Source organism: Lentzea fradiae (assembly GCF_900100955.1).
GTDB lineage: Bacteria > Actinomycetota > Actinomycetes > Mycobacteriales > Pseudonocardiaceae > Lentzea > Lentzea fradiae.
In genome coordinates this window covers 58941-82518 of sequence record NZ_FNCC01000019.1, presented here as the reverse complement: position 1 = coordinate 82518, position 23578 = coordinate 58941, and the positions used below count along the sequence as shown (strand labels likewise).

General features: G+C 69.7%; 18 protein-coding genes. 12 read left to right on the top strand and 6 right to left on the bottom strand.

Translation table 11 applies throughout. The annotated features are described in order from the left end of the window. Positions 1–247 precede the first annotated feature (247 nt). The gene (locus tag BLT23_RS35340; protein WP_143036151.1) at positions 248–703 is read right to left on the bottom strand and encodes a DUF5980 family protein; all 456 of its coding nucleotides are present in this window, start codon (positions 701–703) and stop codon (positions 248–250) included. 121 nt (positions 704–824) lie between these two features. Beyond that, entirely contained in the window at positions 825–1511 is a 687-nt protein-coding gene (locus tag BLT23_RS35335; RefSeq protein WP_090058386.1) for a DJ-1/PfpI family protein, read from the bottom strand. A gap of 70 nt (positions 1512–1581) precedes the next feature. Between BLT23_RS35335 and BLT23_RS35330 the strand changes: the two genes are divergently transcribed. Next, positions 1582–2616: a GlxA family transcriptional regulator gene (locus BLT23_RS35330; protein WP_218133981.1), complete on the top strand. Its 1035-nt coding sequence runs from the start codon at positions 1582–1584 to the stop codon at positions 2614–2616. A gap of 13 nt (positions 2617–2629) precedes the next feature. Here the strand turns inward: BLT23_RS35330 and BLT23_RS35325 are convergent, their stop codons facing one another. Further along, positions 2630–3526 carry an NADP-dependent oxidoreductase gene (locus BLT23_RS35325; RefSeq protein ID WP_090058382.1) on the bottom strand — a complete coding sequence of 299 codons (897 nt, stop codon included), beginning with the start codon at positions 3524–3526 and terminating at the stop codon, positions 2630–2632. Next, positions 3526–4431: an NmrA/HSCARG family protein gene (locus BLT23_RS35320; RefSeq protein WP_090058379.1), complete on the bottom strand. Its 906-nt coding sequence runs from the start codon at positions 4429–4431 to the stop codon at positions 3526–3528. Before BLT23_RS35320 ends, BLT23_RS35325 begins: the two co-directional genes overlap by 1 nt. A 128-nt stretch (positions 4432–4559) precedes the next feature. Between BLT23_RS35320 and BLT23_RS35315 the strand changes: the two genes are divergently transcribed. The 3 genes from BLT23_RS35315 (at position 4560) to BLT23_RS35305 (ending at position 8940) form a co-directional block, all read left to right on the top strand. After that, positions 4560–5345 carry an AraC family transcriptional regulator gene (locus BLT23_RS35315; RefSeq protein ID WP_090058375.1) on the top strand — a complete coding sequence of 262 codons (786 nt, stop codon included), beginning with the start codon at positions 4560–4562 and terminating at the stop codon, positions 5343–5345. 338 nt (positions 5346–5683) lie between these two features. Next, positions 5684–6862, top strand: coding sequence for a cellulose binding domain-containing protein (locus tag BLT23_RS35310; RefSeq protein ID WP_218133980.1), 1179 nt, complete (start codon positions 5684–5686; stop codon positions 6860–6862). A 149-nt stretch (positions 6863–7011) separates the two neighbouring features. Next, positions 7012–8940, top strand: a complete 1929-nt coding sequence (locus BLT23_RS35305) for a glycoside hydrolase family 44 protein (RefSeq protein ID WP_245744521.1) — start codon at positions 7012–7014, stop codon at positions 8938–8940. Between the two features lie 268 nt (positions 8941–9208). Here BLT23_RS35305 and BLT23_RS35300 read toward each other — a convergent pair whose 3' ends face one another. Then, entirely contained in the window at positions 9209–10036 is an 828-nt protein-coding gene (locus BLT23_RS35300; RefSeq protein WP_090058367.1) for an SDR family NAD(P)-dependent oxidoreductase, read from the bottom strand. Positions 10037–10083: 47 nt separating this feature from the next. Then, entirely contained in the window at positions 10084–10998 is a 915-nt protein-coding gene (locus BLT23_RS35295) for a phosphorothioated DNA-binding restriction endonuclease (RefSeq protein ID WP_218133979.1), read from the bottom strand. A gap of 305 nt (positions 10999–11303) precedes the next feature. Between BLT23_RS35295 and BLT23_RS35290 the strand changes: the two genes are divergently transcribed. The 8 genes from BLT23_RS35290 (at position 11304) to BLT23_RS35255 (ending at position 23575) form a co-directional block, all read left to right on the top strand. Beyond that, positions 11304–14714 (top strand): helicase-related protein, encoded by a 3411-nt coding sequence (locus BLT23_RS35290; RefSeq protein ID WP_090058364.1) that lies wholly within the window; start codon positions 11304–11306, stop codon positions 14712–14714. An 88-nt stretch (positions 14715–14802) separates the two neighbouring features. After that, on the top strand, positions 14803–17445 hold the full coding sequence (locus tag BLT23_RS35285; RefSeq protein ID WP_090058361.1) for a DEAD/DEAH box helicase: 2643 nt from the start codon (positions 14803–14805) through the stop codon (positions 17443–17445). A gap of 98 nt (positions 17446–17543) precedes the next feature. Next, complete coding sequence (locus tag BLT23_RS35280; RefSeq protein ID WP_090058357.1) at positions 17544–17747, top strand: hypothetical protein; 204 nt, start codon at positions 17544–17546, stop codon at positions 17745–17747. Between the two features lie 254 nt (positions 17748–18001). Continuing rightward, positions 18002–19360, top strand: a complete 1359-nt coding sequence (locus BLT23_RS35275; RefSeq protein WP_090058354.1) for an alpha/beta hydrolase family protein — start codon at positions 18002–18004, stop codon at positions 19358–19360. Between the two features lie 770 nt (positions 19361–20130). Next, on the top strand, positions 20131–21054 hold the full coding sequence (locus BLT23_RS35270; protein ID WP_245744520.1) for a ParB/RepB/Spo0J family partition protein: 924 nt from the start codon (positions 20131–20133) through the stop codon (positions 21052–21054). A 292-nt stretch (positions 21055–21346) separates the two neighbouring features. Beyond that, a complete protein-coding gene (locus BLT23_RS35265) occupies positions 21347–21541 on the top strand; it encodes a lysine biosynthesis protein LysW (protein ID WP_342713725.1) in 195 nt (64 codons plus the stop codon). A 40-nt stretch (positions 21542–21581) separates the two neighbouring features. Continuing rightward, the gene (locus BLT23_RS35260) at positions 21582–22853 is read left to right on the top strand and encodes a DegT/DnrJ/EryC1/StrS family aminotransferase (protein ID WP_090058345.1); all 1272 of its coding nucleotides are present in this window, start codon (positions 21582–21584) and stop codon (positions 22851–22853) included. Continuing rightward, positions 22850–23575: a sulfotransferase-like domain-containing protein gene (locus tag BLT23_RS35255; RefSeq protein WP_218133978.1), complete on the top strand. Its 726-nt coding sequence runs from the start codon at positions 22850–22852 to the stop codon at positions 23573–23575. Before BLT23_RS35260 ends, BLT23_RS35255 begins: the two co-directional genes overlap by 4 nt. Positions 23576–23578 lie beyond the last annotated feature (3 nt).

Genomic DNA, 23578 nt, shown 5'->3' with positions numbered 1-23578 from the left:
CGCTCCTCCTCCACCCCGGGACGTCGGCTTCGGAGCCTAGGGACGGGCGGCGAGCCGCACGTGGAGAAGGTGTGGAGGTCTCGTGAACCACGCTCCCGCGCGAGCCTCGTGACCACTATGTCTTCAGTGTTGACCAAAATTGAACGATTGCCGGAGCACACGAGCGTGAACGGGTGCGGCTGATTCAAAACGCCGGCCTGGGCCAGAGCCCGGACCCAGGCCGGCGCACAGTGCCCTGACGCGGTCGTCAGGACTTGTTCATGCAGGTGACCCAGTCGTCGGTGGTGACGATGATGTCGGTCGGGAGCTTCTCGAGCACGACCCCGTCGGTGACCCAGATGTAGGCGTAGTAGGTCCCGAGCTCGACGGACGCGGGTCCCTGCACACCGATGAACCCGTTGACCATGACCGAGCCGTCGGGGTCCTTGTGGTTCTCGCCCGGCGGGAGGGAGTACTCCGTGGCGGTCCAGCCGGGCGGGAGTCCCAGCATCCCCACCTTGAGATCCGTGGACCAGGTCCCGGTCACGATGTAGATGAAGTAGGAGCCGTGGTTCCGGTCGCCCTGCTGGACGCACATCCGGCTGGTCCGCGTGAACTGCTCCAGCTGCCACGTCTGTGCCGCCGCGACAGCCGGTGTCCCGGCGAAGGCCAGCAGGAACACCGCGGCCAGCGCGAGCACCGATCTGGTGGTTCGTACCTTCACGTCAATCCCTCCTGAGCTGGTGGGAACGAGATCCGGCCGACGCTAGCGGTCGGATCTCAGAGAACTCTGGGATCGACGGCGCTCGCAGGAGCCCACCACGGTCGGTCCTCCGAGGTCGCGGTCAAGCGCCCCCGCGGGCCGCCTGCATGACCGGGGCGATCGTGGCGAGCGTGTGCCGGCGGTTCTCGGGACTGGTGGCCGAGACGAGGTCCACCTCCGGGTCCCACGGGTGCTCGAGCACGCCCGCCACTGCCCGGGCCGCGCCGGTGTTCTCCAGCCGGTCGACCAGGTGCAGCGCCATGTCGATGCCGGCGGTGACGCCCGCGCTGGTCACCACCGGTCCGGTGTCCACCCACCGCCGGTCGCGGACGACCTCGACCTCCGGGTGCTGCCCGGCCAGCTCGTCCAGGACGAGCCAGTGGGAGGTGGCGGCCCGGCCGTCGAGCAGCCCGGCCGCGGCGTAGACCATCGCGCCGTTGCAGACCGAGGTCATGATCGTGCCGCGCTCGGCCAGGGCCCGCATCCGGGCGAGGTGGGCCTGGTCGGCGTGGAGCGCGTCGATGCCCGCGCCGCCGGGGTGCACGACGAGGTCGGGCAGGGGCTCGTCGTCGATCCCGCCGTCCGGCGTGACCGTCAGCCCCAGCGAGCAGCGCACGGGCGCCCCGTCGAGGCTGGCCGTGCGCACGTCCACCGGACGGGCCGCCACCGTCTGCCAGATCCGGAGCGTCTCCCACGGGCCGGTGAAGTCCAGCTCCTCGACGCCGTCGAAGAGGAGCACGGTGATGCGGAAGGGACGAGTGTCTGTCATGCCTTCATCCTTCGCGTCCCGCCCTGTCACGACGAGTAGCAGGAATGCCCATGCTCGATAGGATTCCGCCATGACCGGTTCGTCTCGGCGGCGGCATCGCGTCGCGGTACTGGCCCTCGACGGTGTGCAGCCGATGGAGGTCGGCATGCCGTTCCAGACCTTCGGCCTCCACCACCGCCACTACGACGTCATCCTGTGCGGGCGGTCCGCCGGACCGGTCGAGACCCTCAACGGCTGGTCGCTCGTCGCGCCGCACGGCCTCGACGAGGTGGTCAAGGCGGACACGGTGGTCGTGCCCGCTTACCGGGGCTCGGAGCGGGACACCCCACCGGACGCCACTCCGGACGTGCGGGACGCGCTCCGTGAGGCGCACTCCCGGGGCGCGCGGATCGCCACCATCTGCACGGGCGCGTTCGCCCTGGCCTCCACCGGCCTGCTCGACGGCAAGCGAGCGACCACCCACTGGCTGCTCACCGACGAGCTGGCCCGCCGCCACCCGCGCATCGACGTGGACCCCGGAGTGCTCTACGTCGACAACGGCTCCCTGCTCACCTCGGCCGGGGTGGCCAGCGGCATCGACCTCTGCCTGCACCTCCTGCGCCGGGACTGCGGCGCGGCCACGGCCACGTCGATCGCCCGCGGCATCGTGGCCGCCCCACACCGCGAGGGCGGCCAGGCCCAGTACGTGACCCGCCCGCCGGCGCCACCGAACCGCATCGAGCTGAGCGCGACCCTGGAGTGGGCCCTGCACCGCCTCGACACCCCGCTGGCAGTCGCCGACCTGGCCGCACACGCCGCGGTCGCCGAGCGCACGTTCGCCCGCATGTTCACCGCACAGCTCGGAGTGAGCCCGATCAGGTGGCTCACGGCCGCCAGGGTCAGCCGCGCCCGGGAACTGCTGGAGACGACCGACGCCGGCATCGACCACATCGGCCGGATGTGCGGCCTGGGAAGCCCGGCGAACTTCCGCCACCACTTCCGGGTCGCGACAGGAACCACCCCGACCGACTACCGCCGCACCTTCTCGTCCCGCACCACCTCCGGTGCCGCTGCCTCGCCGGACGAAGAGCTGGCGGAGCTGCACCCGACCTTGAGAGGGCAGTAAGCCGCGTTCCCGTTCAGCTGACCGCGAGCGTGAGCTTCCCGCCGGGGTGACCGTCCTCGCTCTCGATCTGCGCGGCAGCCGCGTCCTCGAGCGGGTAGCTCTTGCCTTGCGCGATCTGGACCCCACGGCCGGTGACCCAGCCGGCGGCCTCGATCAGCACCTCCCGCGACTGCTCCGGACCCGAGTACGGGATTCCCAGCTCGAACGCGGCCCCGTCGGCGATGGTGACGATCCGCTCCTTCGACCCCCGCAGCTCCACCGACCCGGGTAACACCCCGAAGCCCGCGGCGTCGAACACGGCGTCCACCGCTCCCGGCGTGGCCTCGCGAACCCGTCCCTCCCAGCCATCGCCGTAAAGGACGGGCACAACCCCCAGCGACTTCAGGTCGTCGAGGTTCCGGCTGCCGGCGGTGCCGATGACGGTAACGCCCCGCGCAACGGCCACCTGCGCGGCGAAGCGCTCGACCGTGCCGCTGGCGCCGTGCACGAGCAGCGTCTCGCCTTCGCGGACATCGAGCAGTCCGAGGACACGAAGCGCGGTCTCGCCGGCGACTGGCAGCGCCGCCGCGTCCGCCCACGAGATGCCGGCGGGCTTGGGCGCGAGCGTCGTCGCCAGCGCGTACTCGGCGTAGGAGCCGGTCTCGGGCCAGCCGAACACCTCGTCGCCGACAGCGAACTCCGCGCCCGCACCAACGGCGTCGACGACACCGGCCACCTCCAAACCCGGGATGTGCGGGAAGGACACCGGAATCTGCTGCTTGCCGCCGTTGCGGATCTTCCAGTCGAGCGGGTTGATCCCGGCGGCCCGGACGGCCAGCCGCACCTGCCCGGGGCCGGGTTCCGGCACCGGGACTTCGGACAGCCGCAGGACTTCCGGCCCGCCGTAGCCGGAGAAAGTGATCGCTCGCATCAGGTTTCGCACTCCTCGCGTCGTGCCTTCGGATGGTCAGGAAGCCGGGGCGTGGTCCAGCCGGTGACCCGGATCCACCCGGCCAGGTCCAGGGCGGCCGGCTCGATCGCCCGCACCACCGCAAGATCCGCGGGACGTTCCGCCGCCTCCGCGAACTCGCGGAACATCGCCTGGTCGAGGTCGCTGGGAAGCACGCTCAACGGAAGTGCCTCATACCGCGCCGGAAGCCCGGCGTGAACGCCGAACGCCGCGGCGATCTGAGGCCCCGTCAGCTCGTCCCCGACCAGTTCGACGGCTCCGCCGGGTGCTTCCGCGATGCCGAGCAGCAGCGCGGCGGCGACCCGGCCGACGTCCCTGACCGAGACCATCTTCAGTGCGACGTCCTCCGGCAGCGGCAGCCTCAGCACGATCTCCCCGTGCTCCAGCCGCGGTGCCATCTCCTCCATGAAGGGCGCCGGGCGGACCACCGTGGCCCTCAGACCTGACTTCCCCAGGTACTCCTCGATCCGGTGCTTCGAGTCGTGGTGCGGCACACCCGACTCCCGGTCCGCTCCGAGGACCGAGTTGAACACGACGTGCGGAACGCCCGCCTCGGCCGCCGCGTCGACGAGCGCGGTTCCGATGCGGATCTCCGCCTCGACTTCTTTGAGGCTGTTCGCCTCCGGGGTCATGAAGAAGAACCCCTCGGCCGCCGCCAGCGCGGCACCCAACGACGCCGGGTCATCGGCCCGGATGCCCACCAGTTCGACGCCGCGGTCGGCCAGCGCCTGAGCCCGGCCGGACCGCGGGTCGCGGACCAAAGCCCGCACCCGCGCCTTGTGATCCAGCAGCGCGTCGACCACCGCCCCGCCTTGTCGCCCTGTAGCGCCGAAAACTGCGATCGTGCCGGTCCTTTTCGGGCTCATCGCTGGCCTTCACTGAACTTGAGCTGTTGTGTCATGTCTTCACGGTGCGGTCTGCGGTGGCAGGCGTGCCACCGGTATCACGCCAGGTTTTTCCGATAACCCGCCAACGGGTGGGTAGCCTCGATTGCGTGTCCATCCCCAGCGGCGAACCGAGCTTCTGCACCGACGACGCGCCGTTGTCGGCATCGCTGGCCCACGGTGCCGACGTGCCCGCGCACTTCCACGACTACGGCCAGCTCCGCTACGCCGCACGTGGAGCCCTGGTCACCACGACCGAGATGGGCACCTGGGTGGCGCCGGCCAGCCGGATCATGTGGGTGCCGCCCTTCGCGGTGCACAGCAGCAAGGCGTACGGCGAAACGGACATCCGCGTCCTGTCGCTGCCCGTGACACTGACCGGGCAACTGCCGGGCGAACCCTCGGTCTACGCGGCGAGCGCGTTGCTGCGCGAGGCATACCTGGCGCTGATGAGCGAAGGCGAACCGCTGGAGAGCCCCCGCGCGCGACTGCTGACCGACGTCGTACTCGCCGAGCTCGCTCGCGCCGCACAGGAGCCGCTACGCCTCCCCGAACCCACCGACCGACGCCTCAAGGCGGTCACCGACCTGCTCCACGCCAACCCGGCAAGCCCGGCGACCCTGGCCGAGCTGGGCCACCGCACCGGCGCCAGCGAACGCACCCTGAGCAGGCTGTTCGGCAACGAGCTGTCGATGAGCTTCCACCGCTGGCGCACCCTGCTGCGCATCCAACGGGCGCTGATCGAGCTGGCCGCCGGTGCCTCGGTCACCGACACGGCGATCCGGCTGGGCTGGTCGAACCCCAGCAGCTTCATCGACGCCTTCACCGAGCTGGTCGGTCAGACGCCAGGGAGCTACCGGTCGTCGGCTCGGTCCTCCGGCGGCTCCTACCGGTGAGACGCCCGACTGCACGACCGAGCAGCCGACCACGAGGCTGTACATCGAAGGCGGATGTCCGCGGCAGTAGCCGGTGCTGTTGGTCCGCTGAGCCTTGCGGCGCGTTGCACGGCACCTCGCCCAACGCGCCTGGACTGATCGGGTGAAACCCGAATTTTTAGCAGACACATCTCTTGACGGGCGTGCCGACATCAGCACACAGTGCGAAGGCTGGTTGGGAGCGTTCCCAGTTCGAAGGTTCCCCCGGTCTGTTGGCTTCCCTTTCGGTCCCGAGCGAGGAGATGGTTGTGCTCTCGACGGTTCCCCGTGTCCGGTCCACGTTGGCGGTGGTGGCCGCGGTGGCTGCGACCACCGCGCTGGCCACGGGCGGTGCGGTATCGGCAACGACGTCGTCCGCCGCCGGATGCCAGGTGGATTACACGATCGGTTCGCAGTGGCCGGGTGGGTTCGGCGCGGCCGTGACGGTGACGAACCTCGGCAGTCCTGTCAACGGCTGGCAGGTGGGGTGGACGTTCGCCGGTGACGAGCGGATCACCCAGCTGTGGAACGGTTCTGTCTCCCAGTCGGGCACGCGGGTGTCGGTGAGCAACGCGTCGTGGAACGGTGCTGTGGGCACCGGGGCGACGGTTTCCTTCGGCTTCAACGCCAACTCCGGTGGCAGCCCTGCTGTTCCGTCGGCGTTCACGCTCAACGGCGTGGTCTGCAACGGATCGGAGACGACGGAGCCCCCGCCGGAGGACGGTTCCTTGGTGGACAACAACTTCTCGGTCACCCGGGAGGCCGCATACGGCGACAACCGCTACACCGTGTTCCGGCCGGCGAACCCGCAAGAGGTGGGAGTGTCGATGCCGGTGCTGGTGTTCGGCAACGGCGCTTGCGCGCACACGGACAACAGCGAGGTCACCAGGGCGTTGACGTTCATCGCGTCGAAGGGTGTCGTCGTGGTGAACACCGGTTCGGCGAACGGTTCGCCCAACGGTGTGCCGAGCGGATCTCCCATTCCCTCTTTGCTGACCGACGCGATCTCGTGGGCGGAGCGGGAGCAGAACCGTTCCGGGGCACCGCTTTCCCAGCGGCTCGACTTGACGAAGGTCGCCGCCGCGGGCCATTCCTGCGGTGGGATCGAGGCCCTGATCGCCGCGCAGGACAGGCGGGTGTCCGCCGTGGTGTCGCTGGACAGCGGTCTTTTCGCCGACGGTTCCTTCGGGTACTCCCGCGCCGAGCTCGCCCGGCTCCACTCGCCGGTCCTGTTCATGGCCGGAGGGCCTTCTGACGTCGCCTACGACAACACGCGGGCCAACTACGACCTGGTCACCGTTCCGGCCGTGCAGGCCATGCACCCCCAGGCCGGGCACGTCGGCTTCATCACCGGCAGCCAGATGACCGACGGCATGACCACGGTCGTCCAGTTCCTCGACATGGTGCTCAACGGCAACCAGACGGCCCGCTCGTACATCCTGGACCCGTCCGGGCTCGCGTCCAAGTATCCCTGGACGGTCTCGAAGAAGAACTTCTGACCGGGGCGCGCAGATCGGCACGGACCGCGGTCCGTGCCGATCTGTCGTTCGAATCGAATGTCGTCGAAGCGTCATGAGTGTCTTGACCTGCGCCTGATTTCGCACGAGCGTCAGTGTGGATTGCGGTGAGGGCGCGAAAGGAAGACTCCGTGGCGAACATTCGGCGATTGCGGACGCTCGTGGCCGCGGGGGCGGTGGCGTCTCTGGTCGCGGCGGCGTTCACCGCCGAGACGGCCTGGAGTGCGCCGGCGGCCGACGGGCCCGAACTGTCGGTGGATGTGGCTGCGGCGAGGCATGCGATCAGTCCCGGCATCTACGGCCTGAACGGTGGCGATCCGGCCTTCAACGCCGAGATCGGCCAGACGGTGGCCCGCTGGGGCGGTAACGCGACCAGCCGCTACAACTTCAAGAACCGCACCTACAACACGGGCAGCGACTGGTTCTTCGAGAACATCGTCGCCGACGATGCGCATTCCCTCGAGGGTGTCGTCGGCTCCAACCTCGGTCGCGGCATCAAGCCGGTCGTCACCGTGCCCTTGATCGGCTGGGTGTCCAAGGACTCGCCTTCCTCCCACCCGTTCAACTGCGGGTTCCCGGCGACCCGGTTCCCTCAGCAGGACGGGTTCGACGAGTGGGATCCCAACTGCGGCAACGGTTTGCTGAACGGGGAGAACCTCGCCGGCGTGCCCACCGACACGTCGGTCAGGGCGGACGCGGCGTTCGCCGGTGAGATGGTGTCGCATCTCGTGGACCGGTTCGGCACGGCGGCGGAGGGTGGTGTGCCGATCTACGAGCTCGACAACGAACCTGTGCTGTGGGCGCACACCCATCGGGACGTGCATCCCGAGCTGGTCTCGTACGACGAGCTAGGTGACAAGGGCACCGCGACCGCCGCGGCTATCAAGGCCGCCGATCCCAGTGCGGCGGTGCTCGGCCCTTCCGGCTGGGGGTACTGCGAGTGGGTCGCGTCCGGTGTGGACGGTTGCGGGCCGGGGGCCGACTCGGCCGCGCACGGTGGGCTCAACCTTTCCCAGTGGTACCTGAAGAACATGAAGGACTTCAGCGACGCGCACGGCGGCAAGCGCTACCTGGACTACTTCGACCAGCACTTCTACCCGCAGATCAGCGGTGACAAGACGCCGGAGGCCAACGCCTTGCGGCTGCGGTCGGTCCGGTCGTTGTGGGACCCGACGTACGTCGAGGAGTCGTGGATCGGGCCTGGCGGGGTCAACGCGCCGCCGCTGCAGTTCATCCGCACGATGAAGTCGTGGATCGCCCAGTACTACCCCGGCACCAAGACCGCGATCACCGAGTACAACTGGGGAGCGCTGGACGACATCAACGGGGCGCTGGCGCAGGCCGACATCCTGGGTGTCTTCGGGCGCGAAGGTCTTGACCTCGCCACGATGTGGGGTGAGCCCAAGCCGACCGATCCGGGCGCGTACGCGTTCCGGATGTACCGCAACTACGACGGCGCGGGCGGCCGGTTCGGTGACGTCAGCGTGGCGGCGGCCTCAGCCGACCAGGGCCGGTTGTCGGTGTACGCAGCGGAACGCTCGTCGGACAAGGCGCTGACCGTCATGGTCGTCAACAAGACCGGTGAGGAGCTGACCTCGCCGTTGTCGGTGGCCGGGTTCGACGGCACGGGCGTGGCGCAGCGGTTCACCTACGGCTCGGCCGACCTCGGTGCCATCGTGCGCGGCACCGACCTTCCGGTGGCGGACGGGCGGGTGGAGGCGACGTATCCGGCGAACTCCGTCACGCTGCTGGTCCTGCCACCCGCGGGGTGCTCGGCCAGTCTGCAGGTCAACGGAGACTGGAGCAGCGGGCACGTCGCGACGGTGACCGTCACCAACAACCGCGCCACGGCGACGGCCGGATGGCGGGTCAGCTGGACGTGGCCGGCCGGTCAGCGGCTCACGAACTCGTGGAACGCCACCCTGCGGCAGGACGCCACCGGTGTCGTGGCCACGGATGCCGGGTGGAACGGTTCGATCGGTGCCGGTGGGAGCACGACCTTCGGGTTCGAGGCCGCGGGGAGAGCGGCCGCGCCGAAGCTGACCTGCACCCCCACCTGAGCGGGTCACAGACTCGCGGCGATCTGGCGGAGCTGTTCGCGGAGCCATTGGTGGGCAGGGCTCGCGGTGGTCTGAGGGTGCCAGTACACGGCCTCCACGCGTGACGCCGTGCGCTCCCCGGCCCAGGCGCTGACGTGGGGCTTCGGCCGGGCGGCCGGGTTCGGGCGCCGGGGCTGCCGGAGCGTCGACCGGCGTCATGGTGTGACCGCTTCGTACGTCCGACTTTCTTCATAGCTTCAGTGTTGACTAAAAGTATGCCTCCAAGTGGTCACGTCGCCAGATCGGAAATCGCTACCTCAGGCCTCGCCCAGAGCCGCACAGCGTTGTCGGCGTTGAAGACCCGCGAGTTCAGCGAGAGGGGCTCGCCGGGGCCATGGAGGGCGCCGTTGGTCAGTTCGGCGGCCGGGCTCGTGGCAAGCCGCACAAGCCGCCGGGCAGACTTCTCGGGGCTGATGAGGAACGGCGCGTAGCGGAAGACGTGGCGCAGCGCCGTGCCGCGGCCGATGTCGGTGCGGACCAGACCGGGGTGCAGGCTGACGCTCAGAACGTCGGGCCACCGCCGTGCGGCCTCCATCGAGAAGAGCACGTTCGCCGCTTTGGATGCTTGGTAGGCGGCGACGCCCTGGTAGCGCCGTCGGTCGCCGTCCAGGTCGTCGGGGTCGAACCGCACGTTGGGCCCAGGCCGCACCGAGGTGGTGACGATCCGGCCTCCGCGCAGCCTGTCCCGCAGCAGCACGCTGAGCGCGAAGTGCGCCAGGTGGTTGGCCTGGACGGTGGCCTCGTGACCGTCGACGGTGCGCCGGTGCGACATCGAGATCATGCCGGCGTTGTTCGCCAGCACGTCGATCTTCGGACAGGTGCCGAGGAGGTGGTCCGCGAGCGCCCGCACGTCGGCCAGGCGTTCGAAGTCGGCCCGGAAGTGACCGGGCTCGACACCCCGCCCGGCCGCGCGGACCCGCTCGACGGCGGCGGCCAGGCGGTGCTCGTCACGGCCGACCAGGACGACCCGGTCGCCACGCTCGGCGAACTGCTGCGCGGCGGCGAGCCCGATGCCCGAGCTCGCACCGGTGATCACGATCGTGCGCGACTCCGTCATACCCACTGTCCTACCAGCGTCCGGGGCCGGCGATGATCTTCCGCTGGTCAGGCACTCAGCGCGGGACTCTTGAAGACTTCGCGGGTGTGCCAGCTGATGTGGTCTGCCGCGGGCGGGGTGGTGCCGGGTCTGGGGTCGAGTGGGCGCTCGTGCAACTCGTAGACGGCTCGTCCGGTGGTGGTGCGACTGGTGAACTTGGCGGACACGGTGATGCGCAGGTCGTGGTTCAGGCCGAGGACACCGTGGTCGAACAGTTTGTGGTGCAGGGAGCACAGGGCCAAGCCGTTGTCGGGGGTGTCGGGTCCGTCGAAGGCGAACCAGCGGATGTGCGCGGCCTCGACGCCGACGGTGGCGGCGCCCAGCTGTCCGTCGAAGCCGCAGAAGGCGCACTGCCGGTCCCACGCTTGCAGAATGGTGGCAGGCCACGAACTTTGACGCTGCCGTCGGGTCACCGGCACACCAGCGGTGCCGAGGACCGTGTCGGGGTCCATGCCGACCGCGGCGAGGACGTCTGGTGCGACGGTGGGCGGGAACTCGGACTCGACCAGGCGCCGTGCCGCCGCGGCGGCGAGGTCCGGGTCGAGCAGAGCGCGTTCGAGCCCCGGAGCGAGCCGGCCTGACACCGCCTGTGTGGTGAGCGGCTGCACGCGGTCCATGGGCACGTCGCGGTCGAGCGTCCAGATGCCGTCCGAGCGCAGGCGGGTGAACGGGTACGCGGCGGCCTGCGCGGGTTGGGTGGTCGAGGCCGGTCCGAAGTCCCGGATCAGGTCCGCCAGCTTCCCGGCGTCCGCGGCCCAGGACAGGGCGCTCGTGCCTGTCGTCGTCAACCGGCCCAACGCGAGCAGCACCAGGAGCGGCTTGTGCGGTGACCGTTTCCCTCCCCGGCTGTGCTGCCGCAGCGAGGACAGCCGGGACAGCACTTCGTCAGAGGACATCGACTCGTCGACCACGGCGTGAATCATGACCGATCGCTCGGCGGCCGGGTGCAGGAAACCGTTGCCAAGTCCATCGCCGCGGATTTGGTCGCGCTGTGACGCGGAGGTACAGGCCAACTGCTGAACCGGTTGGCGCGTTGACTGGGCATCGCCGTCCAGCGGCATCGCCTGAGGAGCCTGGTTCGATGGGGCTGTGGGGAGTATGAGCGAGTGTTTCATGGCGATCAGCCCGTGAGGTTTGTCTCGGTTGAACGCATGTTGTCCGAGTAACACCTCCTGCTGGGGCCCCGACATGCCGTGGGGAAGGTCATGGCGGTCGACGGGAGTTGCGCGTGCGGTTGGAGTCGTTGACGTCGGGTGTCCGGTTGAACGGGGTGGAGCCAGGCGAGACGGTCACCGTTCTCTTCGCTCAGCCGCACGGTGCCGACGCTGTCGAGCTGGCCTACAAGCGCGTCAACGGCTCCTTGGGTCAGCGCATGGTCTTCCGCGACGACGAGCACTCGCTCACCGTCGCCGACACCGGAGCGCGTGCGTTCGATGCTCCCGCGGAGGACTTCAAGCTGGCGGCAGAGGCCAAGCGTATCCAGTTGGCCGGCCTCTTCGACCCCATGCTCGCGGTGGCGACCAGCAACGTCCGCCCGTTGCCGCACCAGATCTCCGCCGTGTACCGCGAGCTGCTGCCGCGCACGCCGCTGCGCTTCCTGCTGGCAGACGACCCCGGCGCCGGTAAGACGATCATGGCGGGCCTGTACGTCAAGGAGCTCGTGCTCCGCGACGACGTGCAGCGATGTCTCATCGTGGCACCGGGTGGACTGGTCGAGCAGTGGCAGGACGAGCTCTTCTTCAAGTTCGGCCTCAACTTCGACCTGCTCACCAACCAGCTGATCGACGCGAACGTCAACGTCAACGTCTTCGAGACGAAGAACCTCGTGATCGCGCGGATGGACCAGCTCTCCCGCAACGAGGAACTCCAGCGCAAACTGCTGGAGAGCCGATGGGACCTCGTCGTCGTCGACGAGGCACATCGCATGGGCGCCAACTGGTTCGGCGGCGAGCTGCGCAAGACGAAGCGGTTCCTGCTGGGGGAGAAGCTCGGCGAGATCGCCCGGCACCTGCTGCTGATGACCGCTACTCCGCACTCGGGCAAGGAGGAGGACTTCCAGGCGTTCCTCACCCTGCTCGACCGGGACAGGTTCGCCGGCAGGAAGAAGACCTCGGTCGACACCGCGGGGCTCATGCGCCGCATGGTCAAGGAGGACCTGCTCACCTTCGAGGGGAAGCGGCTGTTCCCCGAACGCGTCGCCGAGACGGTCCCGTACGAGCTGACCTCGTTGGAGCAGGAGCTGTACGAGGACGTCACCGAGTACGTGCGCACCGGGATGAACCGGGCCGAGCGCCTGGATGGGAAGCGGCGGAACACAGTCGGGTTCGCGATGACCGTTCTCCAGCGGCGGCTGGCTTCGAGCCCCGAGGCGATCTACAAGTCCCTGGTCCGCCGTGCCGAGCGGCTCGAACGCAAGAAGCGCGAGATCGAAGAGGGCTCGTTCGCCGAGCCGCTTCCGAACGTCGACCTCGCGGACCTCGACGACGACGAGCTGAGCGCCGAGGAACTGGAGTCCCTCGAAGAGCAGGTCATGGACGCCGCGACGGCGGCCCAGACCGTCGCCGAACTCGGCGACGAGCTCAAGGAGCTTGACGTGCTCATCCAGGCCGCGTCCCAGGTTCGCGCGTCCGGCACGGACCGCAAGTGGTCGGAGCTGTCCCGCATCCTCCACGACCACACGCTCACGACCGACGCCAGGGGCGTGCAGCGCAAGCTGATCGTCTTCACCGAACACCGGGACACCCTGGACTACCTGCGAGGACGTATCACCGCCCTGCTGGGGCGGCCTGAGGCGGTCGTGGCCATCCACGGCGGTGTGCAGAGGCTGGACCGCCGCAGGATCACCGAGGAGTTCACCAAGAACCCGGGGTGCCAGGTGCTGCTGGCGACGGACGCCGCAGGTGAGGGCCTGAACCTCCAAGCCGCGCATCTGATGGTCAACTACGACCTGCCGTGGAACCCGAACCGCATCGAGCAGCGGTTCGGACGTGTGCACCGCATCGGCCAGACCGAGGTGTGCCGGCTGTGGAACCTGGTGGCCACCAACACCCGTGAGGGCGACGTCTTCACCACCTTGCTGCGGAAGCTGGAGCAGATGAGCGAAGCCTACGGCGGGAAGGTCTTCGACGTCCTCGGCGAGGCGTTCGCGGAGACGCCGCTGCGCGACCTGTTGCTGCGCGCCATCCAGTACGGCGAGCAGCCCGAGGTGCGGGCACGCATGCACGAGGTCATCGACGAGACGGCCGGAAAGCGGGTGCGGCACCTGCTCACCGAGCGTGCGCTGGCCGCGACCAGCTTCTCGGACGACGACCTCCGGACGATGCGAGCGGCCATGGACGAAGCCAGGGCCAAGCGCCTGCAGCCGCACTACATCGAGATGGCGTTCAAGGTCGCGTTCACCCGGCTGGGCGGCAAGATCGCCCGGCGGGAGAAAGGGCGCTTCGAGCTCTCCCACGTTCCGGCTGCGGTCCGCGCCCAAGCGCACGCTCCGGTCGCGTCGCAGTACGAGCGGGTGTGCTTCGCGCTTGACCACATCGGGGACGAGGAAGCAATCCGGGCCGACCTGCTCGCGCCGGGCCATCCGCTGCACGACGCGGTGATGGACCTGGCGATCAAGCAGTTCTCCGGTTCCCTCAACGCCGGCACGGTGCTGGTGTCGGCCACGCTGGAGAAACCGCATCTCCTCGTCGGCGTCGAGGAGACCGTGAACGACGGTACGGGCGCGTCCGTGGCACGCCGCTTCGGGTACGTGTTCGTGGATGAGCACGGCACCGTGAGCTCTGCGGGCCCGGCGCCGTACCTGGACTGCGTGGCCGCTCCTCGCGGCAACCAGGTGGATCAGGTCAAGGCGGCAGCGTGGCTCGCCGACGCCGAGACCAAGGCGCTCAGCTGGATCAGCGCTCACCGGCTCCGCGAGTACCTCGACGAGGTCCGGCCGGCCCGTGCCGCCGAGCTGGAGCGTGCGCGGCAACAGGTGCGGGAACGCCTGGTCGCTGAGCGGGAACGCCTGCTCCGGGACGCGTCCGCCGCTCAGGAGAAGCAGCGGCGCGGGGAGAAGGTCAAGGAGACGGCCGCCAGCCTGACCACCAAGGCGGCCGAGTTGGATGTCCGGCTCGCGAAGCGCATGGAACTGCTGGATCGGCAGAGCCACATGTCGACGCCGCCACCGCGGTTCGTCACTGCCGCCCTGGTTCTGCCGCTTTCCGCGGTCGCCGGTGAGATCGACCGGAACGCGCCTCTGCACGCCAAGGAGACCAAGGAGGTCGAGCGGCGCGGGATCGACCTCGTCCTGGAGATCGAGCGGAAGCTCGGACGCGCACCCGAGGAGCAGGCGTTCACCAACCCTGGCTTCGACGTGCTCTCCGCCGCCCCGGACGGCACCACGATCCGGATCGAGGTGAAGGCGCGCATGGCAGGTGCGGAGGACTTCTTCGTGACCCACAACGAGGTCATGACAGGCAAGAACGCGGCACCCCAGTACCGCCTCGCCCTCGTCTCGGTCGATCCCCGCGGCCCGGCGCACGACCAGGTGCGCTACCTCGCCGATCCCTTCAGGACCACCGACCTGGGAAGCTTCTCGGCGACGGGCGTCCGCGGGGATTGGATCCAGTCGTGGGCAAGAGGGGCAGCGCCCTTCTGACCAGGGCACGTCCGCCAGGAGACAGCAGCCGTTGACCACCGCAGCGCCCGCCGGGCAGCGTCGGCAGGCAGGGTGACGAGAGAGAACGATGGACAAGGTCGAACGCGAGCACGCCAAGGAAAACGCGGCCAGCCTCAAGCAGTGGTCTCACCGGGCGGCGAGCGTGCGCGCGATCCGCAAGGCCGTCACGGACGAGGCCGCGGCCGCGGCCAGGGAGTTCGAGCGCCGCATCTGCCGGTGCGGCGTCGGACGGACCGTCCTGTGGAAGACCATCAGCCTGCGCTTCGACGACCGCGCCCGAGCCACTGCGCTGCGGCGGGCACACGAGATGCCGAAGCTCTCCGAGCTGGCGCACCAGGCGCTGACCGGTCTCACGGACGACCGGGTCCGCATGGCGCTGGCCGACAGCAGATCGGCGTTCGGCGCCCGACGCCTGTTCGCCTCCAAGGTCCGCAAGGAGAAAGCCGCGGGCAGCGTGCGGTACCTCGCCGAGCTCGACGGCTGGCTGACCAGTTCCGGTGCCTTGAACGAACTCGTGCGGCTGGAGCGGTGGGACCCGGCGCTGACGCCCGACGTCCAGGAGACCGGGCTGCTGGCGCCCGAAGTCGGCTTCGCCCACCGGCTTCCGGCCGGTTCGCAGGTGATCGACGTGGAGTTCCTGGCACCGGCACGGGCGGCCTTGGCCGCGATCGACCGGTCGCTGCGCGAGGTGAACCAGGTCCAGGCCGTCGTCGCCACCGCCGCCGAAGCACTGCGCCAGGACGAGACCATGGCGATGGTCGCGGAGATGCCGATCGAGCGCTTGCGGGAGGCCACCAGCGGACAGCTTCGCCTCGGCGCGCTCCGTGAAGCGGGGATCAACACCGTCGGTGAGGCCCTGCGACACGAGCAGGCGATTCCCGTGCTCCCCGGCGTGGGCGAGGTGACCGGCAAGCGGATGATCGGCGCCGCGCGCACCATCTGGCAGACAACCTTGGACGAGATGCCGGTCCGCATCGACATCGCCAAGCGGACGCCCGCGGCCACCGAACTGCTCCGTGCCCTGCGCGCCTGGGACGCGGTCCGGTCCATCGGCACGGCCTCTGCCGAGCTGGCGGCAGTGGAAGAGCTGCGCGCCATCATGAGCACCGTCGTCAACGGCGCCACCCACCTGGTGGTGATCCCCGCTGAACGGCAGGTCGCGGATCTCCGGTCGGTCCGCGACAGGGTCACGAACTGGGCGGGCGTGCTCGGGCACCACGAGGGCGGCGGGGCGCCGGGCGGTCCGGCGGATCCGTGGGAGGACTTCTTCGCACGTCCTGCCGACTACTACGCGATGCTCTCCGAGTTGGGTTTCCTGAGCGATGACGAGGAAGGCGCCGGCAGCGATCTCCCGGACGAGATCCTCGACGCGGTCCGCGACCTCAAGCTGGAGACGGCCCACCTCGGCGCCTCGCTGCGCGGCTACCAGTCGTTCGGCGCGCGGTTCGCGATCGTGCAGCGCAAGGTCATCATCGGCGACGAGATGGGGCTCGGGAAGACCGTCGAGGCGCTCGCCGTGCTCACGCACCTGCGCGCCAAGGGCTCCCACCACTTCCTGGTCGTCTGCCCCGCGGCCGTGGTGACGAACTGGATCCGCGAGGTCCGGTCCAAGTCGGACCTGTGGGCGTTCCGGCTGCACGGCCAGGGCCGCGACGACTCGCTCAAGCAGTGGATCCGGGATGGCGGCGTGGCCGTCACGACGTACGACAGCCTGGCATGGCTGGAGGGAAAGGTTCCCGCGAAGGCCGCGCCTTCTTGCTTGGTGTTCGACGAAGCGCACTACATCAAGAACCCCGCAGCCAAGCGGACGGCGAGGTCGCGGGCGCTCATCAACAGGGCCCCGCGCGCGATCCTGCTGACCGGCACTCCGTTGGAGAACCGGATCGAGGAGTTCCGCAACCTCGTCGACTACCTGCGCCCCGACCTCACGGTCGACGCGGGGGAACACGCCCCGCGCCAGTTCCGCAAGCAGGTCGCCCCCGCCTACCTGCGGCGCAACCAGGAGGACGTGCTCACGGAGCTGCCGGAGCTGGTCGAGGTCGAGGAATGGCTGCCGCTCTCGGACGAAGACCAGCGGGCCTACCGCGCGTCTGTCGCCCAGTCGAACTTCATGGCGATGCGCCAGGCCGCGATGCGGGCGGGCCCCAGGTCCGAGAAAATTCGCAGGCTGATCGACATCGTGGAGGAAGCAGAGGAGAACCACCGCAAGGTGTTGGTCTTCTCCCACTTCCGGGAGGTCTTGGACGACGTCGCCAGAATCCTGCCCGGCAAGGTGTTCGGGCCGCTCACCGGGTCGGTGCCCGCCGCCAAGCGCCAAGCGCTGGTCGACGAGTTCTCCGAGGCACCCCGCGGCGCGGTCCTGGTCGCCCAGATCGTGGCAGGCGGCGTCGGTCTCAACATCCAGTCCGCCTCCGTGGTCGTCATCTGCGAGCCCCAGCTCAAGCCCACCACGGAGTGGCAGGCGATCGCGCGGGCGCGCCGGATGGGCCAGCTCGAGACGGTCCAGGTCCACCGGCTGCTGTCCGAGGAGGGCGTCGACCGCCGGATCACCGACATCCTCGGGCGCAAGCGCGAGCTCTTCGACGACTTCGCACGTGTTTCCGCAACCGCGGACAGTGCTCCGGAGGCGTTCGACATCTCCGACGCCGAGATCGCCCGCGAGATCGTCGCCGCTGAGCGGAAACGACTGCTCGGCGGCCCGGCCTCGTAGATCCCAGCGCCAGCTCGCCGTCGATCGGTGGTTTCGGCACGCACATTTTCGCGAACGGCCGCGACCGGTGCTGCTTCAGCAAGTCCGCGATCGAGGGCGTGATCACGGCGGTGGCGGCGGAGAACGGCCTGACCACACGCCGGACCGAGGCGAACGCCGATGACGCGCACGACCCGTTTCCCCTCCGGCATCAGGGCGACGAGATGGACGTGAACACCCCGTTGTGTGACCTCGGGATGACCAACGTCGAGTCAGCGCCGCGACTGTCCATTCGGGATAACCAGCCATGCCGTGTCTCGTGAGCAGGGTGAGGAACGGTCAGCGGATCACGCCCGTCCGGCCGACGCGGGTGGAGCGCGTCGAGGGGTCGTCGTGAGTGGCTCGTCGACATGGGCCTGTTCAGCTGGAACCTGCGGGTGCGCGACCTCGCTGGTGTCTCCGAATTGAGCTGGACACGCAGGTCGTCATAGAAATCATTAGACATAAACGTTGACGTGCGTTGCGGCTAAAGCCCACTATTGGTCCCCGGCAGGGTTCCCCGGGACTGGAGGCTCGAATGTCCGCAACGCGTGACCTCGGCACCGTCTTGGCGGCCGCGGCGCTTCTCGTAGCTGCCGCGCCCGCCGTGAGCGCGGCGCCACCGGACGTCGTGCCGTGCCTCGGCACGACGACCTGCACGTCCGGGCAGCTCCCGGACGGCACCCCGTACGAGTTCGCGAAGCCGCAGCGGTGGAACGGCGTGGTCCTGGTGGACATGGACTTCGCCGCGGGAGGGTTGACCTCGTCGCTCACCGGCAGCCTCGTCGGACGGGGCTACGCGGTGGGTGGGACGACCAGGGCCGTCACCGGGTGGCGGATCGCTCAGGCGATCGACAACCAGGCCGCCGCGCTCGACCGGTTCGAGGCGGCGTTCGGGCCGGCTCGCTGGGCGATCGCCGAAGGTCGGTCCATGGGCGGGTTCGTCGCCGCCGGTGCGGCGCAGGTCCATCCTGGACGGTTCGACGCCGCCGTGCCGATGTGCGGTGGGCTTGGTGGTTCGGTCGGGCAGTGGAACCAGAAGCTCGACACGGTCTTCACGTTGAAGACGCTGTTGTTCCGCGACACGGCCTTGCCCGTCACGGGGATCCCCGAGGACGTGCCGGGTGCGCAGCAGCAGTGGATCTCGGCGCTGGCCGGTGCGCAGTCCACGGCGGAGGGGCGGGCTCGGATCGCCCTCGCCTCCGCGATCGGCCAGCTCCCGGCGTGGGGGCTCGCGGCCGACGGCAGTGCCACCCCGGTGCCGGACCGGTGGGACGCGGCGGGCATCGAGAACGGCATGTACCTGGCGCTCGCGGGCGGTCCGCTGCCCTACATCGGCCAGGCGATGAGCAGCAGGCGCGCGATCGAACAGCTGACCGGCGGGAACCCGTCCTGGAACACCGGGGTCGACTACGGGCGGCAGCTGCTGTCGGCCGAGCCGGCTCAGCGGCTCGCGGTGCTGCGCCTGTACGCCGAAGCCGGGCTGGATCTCGGGTCCGACCTGAGGCGGTTGTCCGCCGCTCCGCGCGTCGCCGCCGACACCGCCGCGGTCGACGCCTTCTCGCGCGGCATCGTGTTCACGGGTGACGTGCGGGTTCCCGTCCTGACCGTCAACGGCTTGGGTGACCAGATCTCGACGGTGGCACAGCAGCACTCCTACGGGGACCTGGCTCGCCGCGCGGGCAACGGCGGGCTCGTGCGGCAGACGTACGTGCGGACGGCCGGGCACTGCACGTTCACGGTCGGGGAGCAGGTGGCTGCTATCGACCAGATGTGGCAACGACTTCGGACGGGCCACTGGCCCGATGTCTCGCCGAGGGCCATGAACCGGCTCGCGGGCGACGGCCGGTTCGTCGACTTCGTCCCGCCCCGGTTCAACCGGCAGTACGCGGGCTGAGGACGACCCCACTGGCGCTCAGCCGGTCGGGGAGCTCCCCGGCGTCGATCCCGTCGAACGAGGGCCGCTTCCGGTCGGGAAGCGGCCCTCGCGCACGTCGGGGGCAACCCGGCAAACCCGGCGAAACCGCCGGCGCAAGCGCGGAAATGCGCTGCTCAATTGGTGCGCCCGTCGAGCTTCTCCGGCTGGAGGGCCTATGGGGACCGTGTCGATGGGCTAGTGATTGTAGGAGTTGCTCACTGCCGTTGCTACCGCCGAGCGCGAGGCCCGATGGGCTGGAAGACGGTTAGTCGGAGACGAGTCCGTGTCGTGCGGTCGGCACTTCTCCGGCGACTGCTTCGGCAGACCTTGAATGCGTGGCGGGGTTGTGGTTCTGTAGCGATAAGGAGTCATTTCGATGGTCACCACTGGGGGCTGCTGTTGATCTCGACTTTCCGGAGACCTATCCCGATCGGACGATGCCCGATCGCTTCTGAACCGCCTTCGTGTTGCCGGGACGGCGTTCTCTTCGGAAGGTCACCCGGATGATCGGCGACTCTTTCTGAGTTCCTTCCGACCGGATCCCGGAGTGCACTGCCCGGTGGTTTCGCGCCCGTGATCAGCCGCTCGGTCTCGGCGCGTTCCCGAGTTCACCGCTCCACGTACTGCTGAAGCCGAGGGGACCTGAGTAGTTGGACGACACGAGTGCAGCGGCAATGGAGGCAGGTTCCACCGGATCCGTCCCCGCGCCGCGGAGACAACGAGAGAACGGCCGCGCTGACCGGTTCGCCGTGATCGAGATCGACGAGCTCGCCGGGTCCTGCTCGCCGCGGCTCGCGGGGGAGAACCTGGAGCACGTCCGGGCGCTGGCGCGCATCGACGCCGAGCTGCCGCCGATCATCGTGCACCGGCCCACCATGCGGGTGGTCGACGGGATGCACCGGTTGCTGGCTGCCGTCCTGTGCGGAAGGACCACGATCGAGGTCGAGTTCTTCGACGGTGACGAGGACGCCGCCTTCGCGTTGGCCGTGGAGGCCAACATCGCGCACGGCCTGCCGCTGCCGCTCGCCGACCGCGAGGCGGCGGCCGCGCGGCTGATCGAGATCTATCCCGACCGCTCCGACCGGTCCATCGCCCGCGGCACCGGGCTGTCGGCCGACACCGTGGGCGTGATCCGCAGGCGTTCAACTGTCGGAACCGGGCACTTGATCGGTGGCACGCGGATCGGCAGGGACGGGCGCAGGAGGCCGGTCGACATCGCCGCCGGGCGCAATCGCGCGGTCGAGTTCCTGGCGGGCAGACCCGACGCGTCGCTGCGCGAGATCGCCAGCGCGGCGGGCATCGCCATCGGTACCGCCCGCGACGTCCGCGAACGGGTCCGGCGCGGGGAGAGTCCGGTGCCCGAGCGCTGGTGGCGACAGGTCCGCGACCGGACGGGGCGGCCCTTCCCGCGCCAGGCGCACGACCGCGAGGCGGCGCTGCGGGCGCTCAAACAGGACCCGGCCCTGCGGTTCACCGACGCCGGCCGGGCGCTGCTGCGCTGGCTCGACGCCATCCACACGATCAGCGGCGACGAGCAGATCAGGATGCTGGAGGCGGTGCCCCCGCACTGCGCCGCGGTGGTCGCCGACCTGGCGCTGGGATGTGCGGACAGCCTGCGTGACGCCGCCGAGCGGATCGCCGGTGAGAAGAAACGGGGACGGGCCGGGAAGTAGCGGGGACCGGTGGGCGACGCCGCCCGTCCAGCGGCGCGCCACCGGCATTCGTCGACGATTGCACGCGTCCGAGATGCGGGTAGATTACTCCGAAGCTATCGGGTTTCGCGGCTTGGCGAAAGCATTCGGCTTTTTGTTCGAACAGCCCGTCGATCACGCTTGACGCCCCGGCGTGAGCCAGGTCTATGGTTTGGCCAGTTCACCGGTTCCGAGGCTGATTGCAAAGTGTGTCGACGAGGGGCGGCAGGTAATCGCCGCGTTGACAACCGTCGTTGACCCATTTCCGCACAGCGTGGACGCACCGTTGAGGAGAGTTGTGACTGCCACTGAGTGCCCGGCTTGCGAAGCGAGTGTCGTGGTCGACGACGCGGTGCTGCCCAATGAGATCGTCGAATGCGGTGATTGCCGCAGTGAACTGGAGGTCGTCACCACCGAACCGGTATTGCTCGCATTGGCGCCGACGATCGAGGAGGACTGGGGCGAGTAGCCGCCCGCAGGTCTGGCCACGACTCGGATCGGGAGACACGATGCCCAAGCTCGCCATGTTCGGCGGCAGACCGGCGGTGCCGAGGGGCACCCCACCGCCGGTCTGGCCGGTGGTGACGGACGACGACAACGAGGCCGTCCTGGGCGTGCTGCGCAGCGGCCGGTTCACCGCGGCGTCCGCGGGCGAACAGGAGATCCGTGCGCTGGAGCGGGAGTGGGCCCAGCGGGTCGGTGCGGCGCACTGCCTCGCGGTGGCCAACGGCACGGCCGCGCTGTCCATCGCGCTGGCCGCGGCCGGTGTCGGACCCGGCGACGAGGTCATCGTGCCCGCGCTCAGCTTCGTCGGTACCGCGCTGGCCCCCGTCCACCTGGGCGCGGTACCGGTGTTCGTCGACGTAGACCCGGCCACGTTCACCCTGGACACCGCGCAGCTGGCCACCGCCGTGTCCGGCCGCACGGCCGCGGTGCTGCCGGTGCACCTGCACGGCCTGCCCGCGGACATGGACGAGGTGCTCGCCTTCGCCCGGCACCGCGGACTGGTCGTGGTCGAGGACGCCGCGCAGTCGCACGGCGTCGCCTACCGGGGGCGGGTCACCGGCTCGCTGGGCGACTTGGGCGCCTTCAGCCTCAACGTCTCCAAGAACCTGCCCACCTGCGGGGAGGGCGGCCTGATCACGACCGGTGACCCGGCGCTCGCCGAGCGGGCGGGGATGATGCGCCAGTTCGGCGAGCGGCTGCCCGACCGGGGCGAGCGCCCGTACGTCTCGGAGGTGCTGGGCTGGAACGCCAAGATCAACGCCGTTCAGGCCGCGTTCACCCGCACCCAGCTCGCCCGGCTGGACGAGACGCAGCGACGTCGTGAGCAGAACGTCCGGCGGCTGCTGGCGTCGGTCGCGCAGCTACCGGGGTTCATCGTGCCCGCCGCACTGCCGGACCGGGGGCACGGTTGGCACATCCTGCGTTTCCGGGTGCGCCCGGACGCCTTCGGCCTCACCCCGCGCCAGGCTCCCGTGCTGCGGGAGGTGGTCATGCGCGCGCTGCGCGCCGAAGGGGTCCCGGTGTCGCGCTACCAGACCGTGCCGCTGTCCGAGCAGCCGGTGTTCGCCGGCCGCGCGGCGCACGGCAGGGCGTTGGACCTGCCGGTCACCCGCGCCGTGCTCGACGACTCCTTCGTGGTGCAACGGGTCCACCTCAACCCGGAGGCACGACCGCTGCTGGACCTCGTGGCCGAGGCGCTCGCCAAGGTCTGGGAGCACCGCGACCTGCTGGCGAGCGTGGTCGGCGCGCGCACCCGCGACCGGGAGCCGGCGTGAGCGCGGGCCGGCGGATCGTGGCGCTGTGGAGCGTGCCGCGCAGCCGGTCGACCGCGTTCTTCCGGATGGTGCTCCAGCGACCGGACTTCCAGGCCGTGCACGAGCCGTTCTCGACCCTGGCGGAGCTCGGCTCGGTCGACCTCGGCGGTGAGTGCGTGCGTTCCGAGACCGGGGTGGTGGGCCGGCTGCGCGCACTGGCGCGCGAACAGCCGTTGTTCTTCAAGGACACTGCCGACGAGCGCTACCCGGCTGTGCTGGCCGACCGCGCGTTCCTCGCCCGCGACGTGTGCAGCACGTTCCTCATCCGGGATCCCGCCGAGACCATCCCGTCCTACTACGCGATCAACCCGGACGTGCGGCCGGAGCAGATCGGGTTCGAGCACCTGCACGAGCTGTTCACCCTCGTGTGGCAGGTCACCGGTGAGCGGCCGGTCGTCATCGACGCCGCCGATCTCGTGCGCGACCCCGGTGCGGTGGTGCACGCCTACTTCGAGCGGCTGGGCCTGCCGCACCTGCCGGAAGCGCTGTCCTGGCCCGCGGGCGACCGCGCCGAGTGGCGGGCCACCGGGAGGTGGCACCGGGACGTCGCCGAGACGACCGGGTTCGAGGACCGGCCGTCGCGGCACCGGCTGACCATGGCCGACCTCGGCCACCTGCGCGTCCACCTGGAACGCCAGCTGCCGTTCTACGAGGCGCTGCGAGAGCACCGGCTGACGGTCTGAACA

Coding starts and splice junctions, on each gene's coding strand:
- BLT23_RS35275 (WP_090058354.1), top strand. CDS start 18,002: ATGTCCGCAACGCGTGACCTCGGCACCGTCTTGGCGGCCGCGGCGCTT.
- BLT23_RS35260 (WP_090058345.1), top strand. CDS start 21,582: ATGCCCAAGCTCGCCATGTTCGGCGGCAGACCGGCGGTGCCGAGGGGC.
- BLT23_RS35285 (WP_090058361.1), top strand. CDS start 14,803: ATGGACAAGGTCGAACGCGAGCACGCCAAGGAAAACGCGGCCAGCCTC.
- BLT23_RS35295 (WP_218133979.1), bottom strand. CDS start 10,998: ATGATTCACGCCGTGGTCGACGAGTCGATGTCCTCTGACGAAGTGCTG.
- BLT23_RS35335 (WP_090058386.1), bottom strand. CDS start 1,511: ATGACAGACACTCGTCCCTTCCGCATCACCGTGCTCCTCTTCGACGGC.
- BLT23_RS35325 (WP_090058382.1), bottom strand. CDS start 3,526: ATGCGAGCGATCACTTTCTCCGGCTACGGCGGGCCGGAAGTCCTGCGG.
- BLT23_RS35300 (WP_090058367.1), bottom strand. CDS start 10,036: ATGACGGAGTCGCGCACGATCGTGATCACCGGTGCGAGCTCGGGCATC.
- BLT23_RS35330 (WP_218133981.1), top strand. CDS start 1,582: ATGACCGGTTCGTCTCGGCGGCGGCATCGCGTCGCGGTACTGGCCCTC.
- BLT23_RS35320 (WP_090058379.1), bottom strand. CDS start 4,431: ATGAGCCCGAAAAGGACCGGCACGATCGCAGTTTTCGGCGCTACAGGG.